The organism is Pseudidiomarina aquimaris (assembly GCF_003987395.1).
In the GTDB taxonomy this organism is placed as follows: Bacteria; Pseudomonadota; Gammaproteobacteria; order Enterobacterales; family Alteromonadaceae; genus Pseudidiomarina; species Pseudidiomarina aquimaris.
In genome coordinates this window covers 130,179-144,467 of sequence record NZ_PIPT01000008.1, presented here as the reverse complement: position 1 = coordinate 144,467, position 14,289 = coordinate 130,179, and the positions used below count along the sequence as shown (strand labels likewise).

The 14,289-nt window shown below is 49.4% G+C and carries 12 protein-coding genes; all 12 read left to right on the top strand.

What is annotated here, in order from left to right; genetic code table 11:
• The first annotated feature begins 9 nt into the window (after window positions 1–9).
• The 12 genes from CWE21_RS10920 (at window position 10) to CWE21_RS10865 (ending at window position 14,017) form a co-directional block, all read left to right on the top strand.
• On the top strand, window positions 10–1,686 hold the full coding sequence (locus CWE21_RS10920; protein WP_126834479.1) for a GspE/PulE family protein: 1,677 nt from the start codon (window positions 10–12) through the stop codon (window positions 1,684–1,686).
• Complete coding sequence (locus CWE21_RS10915; protein ID WP_126834478.1) at window positions 1,686–2,885, top strand: type II secretion system F family protein; 1,200 nt, start codon at window positions 1,686–1,688, stop codon at window positions 2,883–2,885. The genes CWE21_RS10920 and CWE21_RS10915 overlap by 1 nt, the downstream gene beginning before the upstream one ends.
• A complete protein-coding gene (locus tag CWE21_RS10910; RefSeq protein WP_126834477.1) occupies window positions 2,882–3,361 on the top strand; it encodes a type II secretion system protein in 480 nt (159 codons plus the stop codon). Before CWE21_RS10915 ends, CWE21_RS10910 begins: the two co-directional genes overlap by 4 nt.
• Window positions 3,345–3,782 carry a type II secretion system protein gene (locus tag CWE21_RS10905; RefSeq protein ID WP_126834476.1) on the top strand — a complete coding sequence of 146 codons (438 nt, stop codon included), beginning with the start codon at window positions 3,345–3,347 and terminating at the stop codon, window positions 3,780–3,782. The genes CWE21_RS10910 and CWE21_RS10905 overlap by 17 nt, the downstream gene beginning before the upstream one ends.
• Window positions 3,746–4,432 carry a PulJ/GspJ family protein gene (locus tag CWE21_RS10900; RefSeq protein ID WP_126834475.1) on the top strand — a complete coding sequence of 229 codons (687 nt, stop codon included), beginning with the start codon at window positions 3,746–3,748 and terminating at the stop codon, window positions 4,430–4,432. Before CWE21_RS10905 ends, CWE21_RS10900 begins: the two co-directional genes overlap by 37 nt.
• Window positions 4,425–5,291 (top strand): hypothetical protein, encoded by an 867-nt coding sequence (locus CWE21_RS10895; RefSeq protein ID WP_126834474.1) that lies wholly within the window; start codon window positions 4,425–4,427, stop codon window positions 5,289–5,291. Before CWE21_RS10900 ends, CWE21_RS10895 begins: the two co-directional genes overlap by 8 nt.
• A gap of 12 nt (window positions 5,292–5,303) precedes the next feature.
• Window positions 5,304–6,437, top strand: coding sequence for a hypothetical protein (locus CWE21_RS10890; RefSeq protein WP_126834473.1), 1,134 nt, complete (start codon window positions 5,304–5,306; stop codon window positions 6,435–6,437).
• Entirely contained in the window at window positions 6,434–6,988 is a 555-nt protein-coding gene (locus tag CWE21_RS10885) for a hypothetical protein (protein ID WP_126834472.1), read from the top strand. The genes CWE21_RS10890 and CWE21_RS10885 overlap by 4 nt, the downstream gene beginning before the upstream one ends.
• A complete protein-coding gene (locus CWE21_RS10880; RefSeq protein ID WP_126834471.1) occupies window positions 6,985–7,497 on the top strand; it encodes a hypothetical protein in 513 nt (170 codons plus the stop codon). The genes CWE21_RS10885 and CWE21_RS10880 overlap by 4 nt, the downstream gene beginning before the upstream one ends.
• A gap of 44 nt (window positions 7,498–7,541) precedes the next feature.
• Window positions 7,542–9,575, top strand: a complete 2,034-nt coding sequence (locus CWE21_RS10875; RefSeq protein ID WP_126834470.1) for a type II secretion system protein D — start codon at window positions 7,542–7,544, stop codon at window positions 9,573–9,575.
• A gap of 308 nt (window positions 9,576–9,883) precedes the next feature.
• The gene (locus CWE21_RS10870) at window positions 9,884–11,620 is read left to right on the top strand and encodes a hypothetical protein (protein ID WP_126834469.1); all 1,737 of its coding nucleotides are present in this window, start codon (window positions 9,884–9,886) and stop codon (window positions 11,618–11,620) included.
• A gap of 159 nt (window positions 11,621–11,779) precedes the next feature.
• Window positions 11,780–14,017, top strand: a complete 2,238-nt coding sequence (locus CWE21_RS10865) for a heparinase II/III domain-containing protein (protein WP_126834468.1) — start codon at window positions 11,780–11,782, stop codon at window positions 14,015–14,017.
• Window positions 14,018–14,289 lie beyond the last annotated feature (272 nt).

The following is a 14,289-nucleotide window of genomic DNA, read 5'->3' as shown; positions in this document are numbered from 1 at the left end:
CGATGCAGCATGAGCAACGTTGAGCAACTGTTTACCGAACGCTTTCGCGTCAATCATGACGACCTAAACAAAGCGTTGCAATTCCAAAGCCGTAACGGCGGCCAATTGGAGCAGATCTTAGTGCGCATGGGCGCGCTGAGTTCTGAGTATTTGCCGGCTTACTATGCTCAAGTGTATGACCTCGAACAGCTCGATGACGCTCTTTTACAGCAGGTGCTGGATGACGACAGTCATTGGCAACAACTGCACGAGACCCTCCCTGAAGGCCTTGAAGCTCGCTGCTTAGCACATCATTGTGTGCCATTGCGTTACAGCGATGGTGCACTGCAAGCGGTGTGTACCAATCCAAGCCAGCCATCGTTGCTCGAGTTTATCGCTCAGCAGCCGCTGGAATTGCTGCTAGTTAGCGAAGACAACTTCAACCAGTTGAAGAATCGCCTGCAACAAGAAACTGATGGTACTGGCGATACTGCCGGTTTGACCATGCTCGAAGAAGATCGCCTGCGGGAAATGGCCTCGGAAGCGCCGACCGTTAACTTGCTTAACAACCTGATGGCAAAAGCTTTACGCCGCCGTGCATCGGACATGCACATCGAGCCGTGGAAGGGCAAAGGCCGCGTGCGCTATCGCATCGATGGTGTGTTGCACGAAGCCGACTTTATTCCCATGCACATGGTCTTGCCAGTAGTGACCCGCTTGAAACTTTTGTCGAGCATGGATATTGCTGAAAAACGTCGCCCGCAAGATGGCAAAATTGAGCTGCGTATCGATGGTTTAAACGTTGATGTGCGGGTTTCGGCCTTGCCGGTAGGTGAGGGCGAAAGCGTGGTCATGCGTTTCTTGCTGCAAGACAACCTTGCTTATGACGTACGCACCCTCGGTATCGAGCCGGACGTCGAAGCCTTATTGCTGGACGATATTCAAGCCACCTCCGGGGTCATCTTGCTCACTGGCCCAACGGGCTCGGGTAAGACCACCAGCTTGTACTCGTTTTTGTCACGCCGGAACGAACCGGATGTGAAAATCATCACCATCGAAGACCCAGTCGAATATCAGCTTGACGGTATCAACCAGGTGCAGGTGCAGAGCGACATCGGTTTCACCTTCGCCAATGCCTTGCGCTCGGTGGTGCGGCAAGACCCTGACATTATCATGGTCGGTGAGATCCGTGACGCCGAAACCGCCGGCATCGCGCTGCAATCGGCGCTGACCGGTCACCTCGTTTTCAGTACCTTGCACACCAACGATGCAGCCAGTGCTTATACGCGTTTGCTTGATCTTGGCGTTGAAGAGTTTCTGTTGTCGGCAGCGATCAAAGTGATTGTCGGCCAACGGCTGGCGCGCAAGCTTTGTACCCATTGCCGTGCACCCGATGCCGATGCTGCGGAAGCGTTTCGCCGACTGAAAATGGATTGGCTGGTAGAGCGTTTCGCAGTAACACCAGATTTTCATAAAGCCGTGGGCTGCGAAAAATGCGCGCACACCGGCTATAGCGGCCGTGTTGCACTCATCGAATACATGCGCTGCGACGAGCAACTCACTGCCTTGTTGGGCGATGCCGAGTTCTTAACCAAAGCGCGCCGCCTTAACCGTGAGCGTGGCTATCGCAATCTATTAGAAGACGGTGTATTGAAAGCGCTGCGGGGTGAAACCACCATCGCTGAAGTCGTACGGGTGGCAGGCTAATGGCACTGTTCACGTACGTCGCCTATAACACCAGTGGCGTTGAGCAGAAAGGCCGAATTGATGCGGTCGATGCCGATACCGCACGCGCGCGACTCGAACAGCAACAATTGATGGTTGCCGAAATTAAATCTGCTTCCGGCGGCCTCAACGCAAATGTGTTTGGCGAACGCGGACTGAATGTTAGCGACGTCGAGTTTTTCACCGCCGAACTCAGCCTACTATTAACTTCTGGGCTGCGGGTCGATAAAGGCCTTGAAATTTTGCTGCATAATGTCGAGAAGCCGGCGTTGCGCGACATGTTGCAAGACGTATTGCAGCAACTGAAGCAAGGTCACAAACTCTCAGACAGCTTGGCCAAGTTCTCGGTATTCAACTCGTTGTATATCGGTTTGGTGCAAATCGCCGAAGAAACCGGTGAGCTTGCGGCCACCTTCCAACGCTTGGCTGACGAACTGCACTATCAAATGGAATTACGTGAGAAAATCAAACAAGCTTTGGTTTACCCGGCAGTAATTCTCACCGTTTGTATCGCCGCTATTGTGTTTATCTTTAATTTCGTCGTACCGAACTTAACTACCTTGTTCCAAGACGCCGAAAATCTCCCCGGTTATACCGTGGGGCTGATTGCGGTCAGTGAGTTCTTCTTGGCTTATCAATGGTGGCTGCTGTTGCTTATCGTCGGTGGCGGTATTGCTTTGTGGAATTATCGCGAACACGACAGCGTTAAGCGGCTGGGGAGTTGGTGCCGCGAACGTTTACCTGTCGTCGCGGGGGCCAATATTTTAGTTGAACGAATTCGCTTCAATGCGGCGTTGAATGTGATGCTGAACTCAGGAGTTGCCATCGATCGCAGCATGAAGCTTGCCGCGAAGACCTTACGTACCGAATCGCTGCGCAGCGAAGTCCAACGCGCCGCTGAACGCGTCAATCGCGGCGAGAGCTTAGCCGAGTGCTTAAGCGAATCACGTTTATACCCACCGTATTTCGCCGCACTGCTGTCCATTGGTGAAGAAAGTGGCGAGCTGGCACGCGTCTTTGGCGAAATCGCCGATCGCTCGCGGCGCACTTTTTATAGCTGGGTGACCCGTTTCACCAGCTTATTGGAACCTGCCCTGATCTTATTTATGGGGGCTGTGGTCGGCTCGATCGTCGTCATCATGATGCTAAGTATTTCGGCCGTCACAGACACACCTTTATGATGACCCGTCGTCGTCACGGCTTTACCCTGATCGAACTGCTGGTGGTGATGGCCATCATTTCGATTGCCGCTACGTTGGTGGGCCCGCTCGCAGTTAATCAATACGACCGCAGCAAACAAACCGCCGAACGCGAAGCGCTCTTGCGCCTACTCAACCACTACACCTTCAACGCCTACAGCCAGAATCAGGCGTACACCCTCGTCACCGAGGACAACAAAATTGTTATCCACAGAGGGCTGCCCTCTGTGGATAAGTCGTGGCAGGGGGATGCAGACGCAGTTTCTAGCGAGACCTTCGAATTTGAGTACTTGGCATTTCCAGCGCAACAAATTCGTTTGAATCGGCATGGTTTCTGGCAGCCGAGTGTCATTGAATGGCTCGAAGGCGAACGGGAACTCAGTAAAGAACTCAACATGAAGCTCGTCGAAAGCGCCGCACAAGCCGAGTCTGGAGGCAACGATGCGCCGCTCGAGTAAGGGCTTCACCCTCATAGAAATCTTGGTCGCGATGACGATCCTGTTCGCCGCCGTGGTTAGCGGCGTGATGGCGTTTCAAAACAACATGCAAAACTCCGCCAAAGCCGCAGAAGTCTTGCATGTGCTGAGCCAAGTCGAAGCGGCGCGCAGCTCAATTAAGTTTTCGCTACAACACGAGCAAGAAACCAGAGGGCAAGACCTCTACACACAAGACGTAAAAGTCGATTGGCAAGCAGAAGAAGTCGCTTATTTGCCACCCGCACCTTATTTTGATGAAAACGCCGACGGCTACACGCAAATGGGGCCGCGTTATCATTTGTACGCAATCACGCTTACTATGAACTACGGCACCACCACACGGGTGTTCAACTACGAGGAGCTGGTATGGGACGAAAACCTACAACGCGCGGCTTCACCTTAGTTGAAACACTGATCGCGATGGTGCTGCTGAGCTTATTGATGATCAGCGGTGCCATGGCGTACGACTATTTCAGCCAGAATTGGCAACGCAATAAAGGTTTGGCGGACGCAACCCTAGAGCGTCATCATTTGCTGAGCCTAGTACAAAAAGTTACCGCTAATTCGTTTCCGAAAGTGGTGTATAGCGGTGAAGAGCGCTTAGGCTTTTATTTTCTCGGGCGGGACAACGGGTTTACTGGCACCTCGCGTATGAGTGTGCAAAACCCCGACGCCACCGCCGTGTACCGTATCTTCCGTGAAGAGAACGGGCAGGGCGGTTATCGCTTGGTTTATGAAGAGGCGGTGCTCGACCACGAGTACCTGACACACGCCAATCAAGACCTGCCGTTTAATTTTCGTCGTGTCTTGTATGACAACGTCGAACAAATTAACTTCCGTTACTACGGCTTTGGCTCTCTGACCGAGCGCAATCAAACCATTGCTGCCGACATGGGGGATACCTTCGAACTACGTTGGTTTGACGAATATGATGGCCTGCAGCGGGTGTTACACCCCCAAGCCATACACATTGATCTGAATGGCTTTAACTGGAGCATTGAAGTACCCGATGCAGTCGAAGGCGCCATCGCGAGGTATACCAGCGATGCATAAGCCAACACAACAGCCTCACAAACAACACGGTATGGCACTGTTTCAAGTGCTACTGATGGTTGCCATTATCAGTGTCTTGTTAATTATCATGAGCAAGCAGACGCAATCCACCGTGCAACAGGCGCAGCTCCTACAAGACCGGGTCGAGCGCGAGCTGGCGCTGTCGTCAGCGGCAGCCTATGTCGATAGTTTATTGCTCAGTAATGACTGGTTAATGAGTCGCAACGATCCACAAAGCCCGCTACACCAAATCAACTTTTATGGTCAGCCGCACAGGATACCGCTGCCGCAGCGCGCCGCATACGAGCCATTGGGCCCAAGCTTAGCGCTGCAACTGCAAAACGAGGCCAGCTTGCTGGATCTCAACTTCCGCACCAATGACATTGAGCCGCTTTTGCTGCAGCTCGGCAAGTCGCCGTTGCAGGCACGGCAAATGGTAGATGAATTGAGAACCTTTTTACGTGAGCCGGAGCAGATTTATTTTCAGAATGTTGCGGACCTTGCCCACCTTGCGTCATGGACCGTGGAGGATGTTGCATCGATTCGCAATTTAACCTCGGTGAGTGCACCTCTTTTCAATCCAGTGTGGATGCCAAACGAGCTGTTGCCCGTATTGCTAACCCCTGAGCAAGCTGATACTATCCGAGCATTACGAAAATCTAACGAAAGCTCTGCAGGTTTGCTACAAGATTTCTTCGGTGAAGTCGACGCGGCGGACACAGGAACGTTTCCTGGTATCGCGCAACGCATGCGCCTGACCGATGAGCGTTCGGGACTTGAGCTTTATAGAGAAGTAGATTATCGACCACGGCACCCCAGTCCGATGCGTCTCTATGCAAAATACTTCCAACAAGAATAACGATAAAAGAAGATGCCAAACACCAAGCAGCCAAGCACAGTAAGTCGACTCTTAGCGCGCAGCAAGCAGCGCCTTACAGGCTTAGCTTGGCGCTTAAACGCGCAGGGTGAATGGCACCCGCTGCAAACTGGCAGCCCGAAAGCCCCCTTGGCAAAAGGCGAGAAAAAGCGTTATCTCGTCGCCTTAATCTCCCGCGATAGCTACCAAGAGTCTTGGTCGAATTACACCATTCGCTCGGCGCGCGCTTTAAAGAAAGTGCTCGAACTGAAGCGCCAAGCGCGCGAATTCTTTTATATTGGCCCATGGCAAAATGGCAAACGCGAAGTTCTGACGATCCGCGTGACCGAGGCACTGAAAGATGAGCTGCCAAAGGCACAGCTGATTTTCCCTGAAACGTTGGTTCTCGCCAATGCCGCCGAACACGCTTTTTATCATGTGCAGCCGAAGGGCCAGGATTACTTTCTGCATAAAAAGCCTGATGGCAGCTGGCAAACACTGCTAAGTTCCAAGCTCATCAATTCTGTCGCAAAGGCAAAGCTAGCATTGGGCAGCGCAGCGGACCTTAGCGAGCATTCCCTTAACGAACCGCAATTACGTGAAGCTTTGGCGGAAGCACTCGTCAAATTACCTCCGCACTTTTGGACCCAGGGATGGCAGGGTGCTGGCCAAGCATCGCAGTCGAGCTTTCCTTGGCAGAAGCTGGCGATTGGGCTGGGCAGTATCGGTGTCGTGTACCTGCTTATAAGCAGCCTCTATCTTTATGGCACCAGTGTTTGGTCACAACAACGACTCGAAGAAATAAGTCCGAAAGTAACCAACGTGCTGACCCAACAACAAAAACTGCAACAAGCACAACAGCAGTTAGACAGCTTACACGCCAACCTAATGAAGGCTGACCTGTTAAACCAATACTGGACGGTCGTTGCCACCACCGAGCAAGCAAAAGCGACCTTAGATTACAGCAATTATAATGGCGAAAAACTCACCGTGGGCGGCCAGTCGCCGGATGCTTTAGAGCTGTTACGAACCTTGCACGCCTTACCTGCGGTTAGTAGCGCAGAGTTTGCCTCACCACTGCGCAATGGTCGCGGTGGGCAGACCTTCCGTATCGACATCACGTTGAACCCTGCGGGGGGCTCAGCATGACCAAGTCGCAACAACAACTGCTGTGGATAGCCGCGATTTTAGCAGCGCTGCAATTTGGGGTGAAGCCGATATTAGCTTGGCAAAACAGCCTGATCACAGAGCTGACGCTCAACGAAGCGCGCATTGAGCGTAGCGAACAGCTGTTGGCGTCAGAAGAAGAGATAAACACGGCAGCGAACACGGCCGCTGCATTGGCGAACGAAGTTCGCGAAAAGTTTCCTGTTGCCAGCGAAAGCTCGTTGCTACAAATTGAATTGCAAAGCTCGATAGAAGAACAGCTTCGAGCAAGTCAAGTCAGCCTACAAGAGTTCGCCTGGCTGACCAGCTTGCAGCAAGACGGCTCGGGACTTGGCCATTTACGTGCGCGTGTGCGCTTCGCGGGCGAAATCGGACGCCTTACCGAAGCACAGTTTCAGTTGCAAAGCGCCATGCCTAATGCCATTCATGAGTCGATGGAATTACGGCGCGATAACCGCCGCCGCGGTGCCTATGTCATGACTTTGCAACTGCGAGTCAATGTGCAGAGTCAGCAGCAAGGAGGTGGCGCATGAAGTCAGCTCTGAACTTGCCATTAAGTGCAAAATTGGCGCTGCTGCTTTTCACTCTGCTTTGCGTTTGGGACTTTAGCCAGCGTGTTTGGGTGAGCGCGGATGCCAGTATGCGTGATACAACGGTATTCGACCCTGTGGCCTATACTTTGGCTGCCAACGAGATGTCGCCGGCGATAACAGAGTGGCTTGCGGAGCGCGAAGCGCGGCGCCAAGCGGCAGCTCAGCCTGAAAACGAGACTAGCAAAGAGCCCGCAATTCCGTTGCTCGAAGGTGGCACCAACTTAGGCAATATGCGCGTTCGCGTTCGCGCGATTTACACTGCCACCGATAGCCAAACACGTTTGGCACTGCTCGATATCCAAAGTATCGAACAACGTTCGGTCGAGATCATTGAGGCCGAAGAAGGCTTCACCGTCGATAGCTATCAATTAGAGGCTATTGACGTTAACACCGTCGCATTCCGCTCCGCCGAGGGTGAAGTGCTGACGATACCTGTATTTGATTATTAGCACACGACGAGCATGACTCGCGTCAACGCTTGGGTGGGAACAGCATGATAAATAAAAATGTCACAACAGTAGCGCTAGCTTTTGTCGTCTCCCTGACGATGGTTGGCTGTACGCAAACTCCGGACCCGTTGCAGGTCAAGCCGAATCGGATGTCGACGGAAAGCGAAGAGTTTACCGAACAAGAAGTGCGTGATGACGCAACGGTGGAGAGTCAGGGCTTTACCAAGCTGAACTCGCTTAACTACGACAACTATTTGCAACGTAGCGATTCCGACCCTGCTTTAGAGTTCAGTCCACGCGATAGCCACTCGCTCAACGCTAATGACCTTCCTATCCGCAATTTTATAGAGACCGTTTTTGGTAAAGCGCTGAACGTAAACTATATCATTGCAGTTAAAGGTGAGCTGCGGAATAACGTCACGCTTAACCTATCAAACGAAGTTAGCTCACGTGAACTCTTTAGTTTGTCGCGTCAGTTGCTCATCGATAACGGCCTTGATGTCGCGCTGCGAGACAACACCTATTACATTTATCCGCGCTCAGAAGATCGCACCGATGTCGTGATTGGTTTTGGTCGCCGCTATCAAGACGTACCGGATACCGCCCAGAAGATTTTACAAGTGGTACCGTTGAAGTATGGCTTTAAAGCCTCGTTAGAGCGCACATTGCGTGATCTATCGAGCGTGCGTGTTTCTTCAGACATGACCCAAAATGCCTTTTTTGTTGAAGGCTCACGTGCCGAAATTGTGCGTTTTATCGACCTGGTGCAGTTACTCGATGTGCCGGCGAATCGTGGGCGCCATATCGCAATGGTTGAACTTACTTATCTGGCACCAAATGATTACATCGGACAATTGAAAGAGTTAATGGAAGCAGAAGGTATCGCTGTAGGTCGTCAGGCAGGTTTGGGTGTGGCTATTTTAACTGTGCCGGTTAATCAATTAGGCGCTGTGGCGATGTTTGCCTCCAATGAAGAAGTCCTTGACCGAGCCCGTTATTGGACGGAGCAAATCGACCAAGCTAGCAAAGGCCCTGAGAAAGGCTATTATATTTATCATCCACGATATGCTCGCGCGTCGGATCTCGGTGAGTCCATCGGAAACCTAATCGGTGGCTACGGTGGCATGGGCAATAGTAGTCGTGATACGCAGTCGAGCAACCCGAGCAACGCAAGTGGTGGTCGAACAGGACAAGGTGGCTCAGTCTCTGCAAGCAACGATGATATTTCAATGACGGTTGACGAACGTTCAAATTCAATCATCTTTTACACTACAGGTGGCAACTATAAGGCGCTATTGCCGGTCGTGCGTCGCCTCGACATCATGCCAAAGCAAATTGTCCTCGATGCGACCATTGCGGAAGTCACGCTTACGGATGAGTTTGCGCAAGGTTTTGAGTTCGCATTTCGCAGTGGCAAGATTAGTGGCGGCACCTTTGGGGCGCTCGGCGCACAAGATATTGGTGGCTTCCGGTTAAACTGGGTTGATGGCTTCGACAGATTTATCGCGAACCTGCAGCAAAGCTCGAATTTAGTAAATGTTATCTCGAATCCAACCTTGGTCGTTCGCGACGGCATCTCAGCCTCAATTCAGGTTGGCAATGACATCCCCACCGTAGGCTCCACCACTTTTACGGATGACTTACAAAGTCAGACACAGTCGGTGGAATACCGGAAAACCGGTGTGCAGCTGTCAGTGACACCAACAATTAACGCACAAGGGCTCGTGGTACTGCAAATTGACCAAACGATTTCCAATACGTCGCCGACAGGTCCCTCTGTAGCAGGCAACCCGAGTATCTTTGAGCGTTCTATTAAAACTGAGGTGATTGCACAAAGTGGTCAAACAGTTTTACTTGGCGGCCTGATATCAGAAAATAAGTCGAGCGGTGATAGTAAAGTTCCACTCTTAGGTGATGTTCCCGTGCTTGGAAACCTTTTTAAATCCGAGAGTGAACAAAGCGAAAAAACCGAATTGGTTATTTTTATAACACCTCGAATTATTGAGCGCACGGAACAGTGGGAAGAAATCAGAAAAACTATCGCAGATGGCTTGACAACTATCTCGGTTAACGACTAATCTTGCAGTCAACTTTGCAAAAATGTTGAGGCTATGGAGTGCATATAACCATAATTAACAATCTCAACAGCAAAGCTTTTAAGGGGACTCCGCGTTAGGAGTTTTTAAACTTTGAGCTGTAGCTCTTTGAAGAGTGTTCATAGGCGGCCTAATCAACCAAGACCTATGACCTGCAACTTGGATAAGCGTGAAGGTTCAACAAAATCGAAGCGACGGAGTTGCTAATCACAACGAAGTCATTTTGATAACTACAGGGAAGATGGCGGGATAATGCCTGATTCTCTTATTTCATGAAATTGGAGAACATCATGACAAACATGTTTAAACGTTCGCTAATCGCTATGGCAATTGCCGGCGTTAGCACGGGAGCGATGGCTGCAGACGTCTCTCTCACTGAAACTACTTATGCGACAGATCAGTTCATGTCCACCATGGATGAGATCTTGTCGAAAAACGTTATCATCACTTTGAACGATGAGTACAAAGAGGGTGATTACATCTACCTACGTCTTGAAAACGGTGCTTACATCGATGGCCATCCAGACCAACTAACTATCGGTTTTGGTGAGCAGTTCGACGAAGGTAACTTCGCTGGTAACGGTGCAATCGCTGCGGATCCTGGCAGCTACAACGATGACGCTGACTCAGAAGATGTCAACAAAGGTATGACTGTTGATTTCGTTGCTCAAACGACTGACGACGACAACAACACCGTTCTTATCTATCGTGTAACTAATATTTTCGGTGATGAAGTGACGGCTTCAAACGATACTACTTATGGTATCGAACTTGATTTCGGTCGTTTCAACTTTGACGCTGAAACTGTTGTTGCTTTGAATGGCGTAATGTTTGATACATTCTCTCGTTTAGACAACCAGCCTTGGCCTACTAACACTAACCCATGGCCGTTCGATACAGCTGACGTTGAAGAAACTCAGTTGTTCAAAATGGGTGACCAGTACGCATTGAACGTAGAAACTCCGTATGATGGCGAAATCGACGTATGGGACTACCGTCGTCAATTCCGCACTGACGGTGGTTCACACGGTGATCTTTACCGAGTTGACGAAGGTGAGTTCTGGGTATACACCACAACGAACCCTGACGGCGGTAGCTGGGACTTCGTAGTAAACGAAGACGTGAGTGCAGATTGGCAAGTTCGCTATACACTCTCTGGTGCGAACATGTTCGGCTGGATTGCGAGCAGCCCACTTGCAGGTGAAGCATTCTTCCCAGGCCCGAACACGGCCAACTGTGTATACGTTAGCCACACTGCGAACGAATTCGTATTCGATTGTGATGAGACTGACATTCCAGTGAATTTAGCGTTTGATTTGCTTGGCGGTCCTGACTCAGCTCAGAATCCTAAGCAAGACGGTGACTTCATGTTGTCTGCGACTGTAAACTGGGAAAACACTGAAGCTCAGTACAGCGATTCAGGCATGAGTCCAGGCGTTGACTTCCCAGAAGACGGTGTATTGTTAGCTGATCCAACTACTGGTTCAACTGACCTAGGTCCTGACGCAGCTGGCGGCTGGGGCGTGAACGGTTCTATCACTCACATCCCTTACATGCCTTACAGCGCTCAGTCTGAAGCTGATGAACTAGTTCCGATGTCTCAGATCATCTACGTAACCAACATCTATCGTGATCCTGGTTTCGATGACGCGTCTGACGGCGGCTCTTACCCTGATCCAGTAAGTGAAGGCGAGACTCCAGTCAACAACAACGTAAACCGCATTATCTGGGTTGACGCTGTTCGCGAAGACGGTACTAACTTCCGTTGTACTAACGATGACTTAGACGGTGTTTTGGCTAATTACGGCATCACTAAGCTAGCTGGTGTCATCCGTTCTTGCTTATTCGAGAAAGGCGCACTGGATAGCAGTACGAAGTTCTCGTTAACTGTGAACGTAGCGGATTATCCAACTAACGTATCTGTTTACTCTGCGTACAACGTGAATGGTTCAGACCGTGGTTGGGTTCAAAACGATTCAGTTCGTGTTGACTTCGACCTTTATGACTACAACGAAATCATCGACTAAGAACTTGGTTCAAGCCAACGTTAAAGTTGATATGAGTAAATCTAAAACGCTCCTTCGGGAGCGTTTTTTTTGTATATTTGAATTCACTCATTTGTTTCCAATGGGTGCTATAGATGTTTTAATTTAAATGCTTAACCTGAATGAAAGAGGTAGTTGAAAATGGATTGCACATGGAAGTCGCTGAGTAAGTTTTATATTTGCTTCTTTGCGCTAATGGTGACGGCATGCGGCGGGAGCAATTCTTCAGAGAAGACCTTAGTTGCTCCTCTGAGCGTCGAGGATATCGAAATTGTTGACCAAGAATCAGCTATTGTGAGTGGAAACACAATTAAACTTTCGGTTCAATTCAATCGTCAGCTCAACGCTCCTCAGCAGCTCGGCATTGAGTGGGTTTCTGTAGAGGAACAGTCGATTATTGCAACCCAAGAAGTAGACCTTGAAGAAGGTATTGAGACCAAATTGATTCAGCTCACTACGCCGGAGATCGATACGGCGCAATATGATACCGCTCATCAGTTAAAGATACGCGTCTCACTCAATGAGAGCCACGCATCCTCGTCTGGTTTTACCTTATTTGTACCACCTCCTGCAGATAAATTATTAAACTCCAACGGGAACAAGTGGTCGAATGAACAGCAATCGCAACGCGTATGGGATGAAGGCGTACTTCAAGTCGTCGGGACTAACTTCGACCTATGGCCGATTCCAGATAATCCCTCCTGGCGAGAAGACCCCTTTGATAACAATACTTGGCTCCTCTATTATCATTCGCTGGGATGGCTGTATGCGTTAGACTATGAGTATGAAACCTCAGGTGATGTAGCAGTGCTCCAGCGCATCGAGTTTTTGATAATGGATTACTTGAAAGACAACCCAAGAGCTGGTGAAAATAATTATATGGCTTGGAATGATCATTCGGTTGCATGGCGTCTTGAAGCTTTGACTTACTTTTATCAGAAATATTTTCGTGCAAAGTGGTCTGCCGAAGGGAAAAAGGTGCAGCTCTATGATGTTTTTGAGCACGCAGACGAATTGCAGATACTTCTTGGGGATGATCGTTATTTTGCGCATAACCACAGCATGTTTCATGCGATGTCTTTGTACAACTTCAGTTTTGTATTTCCGGTAGAGAATGAGCTGCAGAGCTATCGCGGGGACGCTGTTGAACGAATTAACGAGTTGTTTGATGAAATGGTTAACAACGAAACGGGAGTGTCGGTTGAGCAGTCAACTAGCTACCATTTTATCGCTATGGAGCTTTTTATCGAAGCTAATGATCTTGCTCGAACAATGACCTCAGAGCCATTGTCTGGATTAGACACTAATTTAGGTCAGATGGCTGATTTTGCAGCGCATTTCATCTACCGAAACGGTCTTGCGACTGCTATGGGCGACACGAATTACAATAGACCCATTTGGTGGAACCGTTTAGAGCGAATCATAAAGGACGGTGATATTCAGTCTGACTATGTCGATTTTGTATTAACAGAGGGCAAAGCCGGTAAGTCTCTCGAAGACAATTACATAGCCGAAAGTGATGGATATGTTATACAGCGACCAGATTATTTAATCACTGATGACGAAGTTTATACATTCACTGATTTTGGCAAGAGGTTGTTCTCACATGGCCATCATGATGCAGGTAATGTTATTGCGGCTATTAATGGCGAGCAATTACTGATCGATATCGGTGGACCTTACCTCTACAACAGTCCTAAAAGGGAATACTATCGCTCAGCGTACGCTCACAATACAGTCGTTGTTAACAGTCAAGCGCATTTCACAAATGATGCATTATTATTAAGTGCAGACTGTCAGGGGAAGCTTTGCTACAGTTTGGGTAAAATAGAAGAAGTAAACTATAAACACTGGCGTTTAGTCGTAACGGTGAAGAGTGACAAGGGGCCACGTTGGACTATTGTTGATTTAGTTCGACCTAACAGCAGTGACCTAACGGGCGAAGGTGTTGCTCATGACTTCAAGCTTATCTATCACATGGCGGAGTCAACTCAGGTGGAGGGTCGCGAAGACAGCACTAAGTGTCAGCGTCTTACCTTAGCGTCTGACAAAGTATTTTGTCTTCAGGTGAAGGCAAATATCTCGCAAGAGGTTCAGTACTTTGTAGGCGTCGAAAACGAAGAGTATACTCAAGGTTGGGTTCAGCCGGCATTTGGCACAAGGAGCCCGGCGCCTGTTTTAGAGTTTGTGAGTGCTGGACAAAAACTTAATGCAGTTAGTGAGCTTAGGAGTAGCCAACTAGCAGAGGAGCCTCTGGCGAGCCTGCAAGCTATTGATGAGGACTCGTTAAGCTATGAACTTGATATGGGCTCCCACATACTTTTCCTAGCCGACGTAGCAAGTCTCAATCCAAGTGTCACAATTATGGAAAGCCAATAGTGTTGAGAAAACTAATGAACTATAACGAGTAAAATTGTTAGTTACTGAATTTAATATGCCTTTTGGTTATTCATGAGGAAGTGAGTTGAGCAAATTGCGTGTTTCTCTGCCAGTCTCTCACGCCTTCGCTGCATTGTATAAGAACCGATTCTGAAGGGGCTGGTTAACACGAAGTTATCCTATCGCTATAGATTAAAAAGCGATAGACTAAAATTTCAATTGAATATGAAAACGATAACTGAAGAAAACGTGTGTGTTTTCAAGTATGGTCT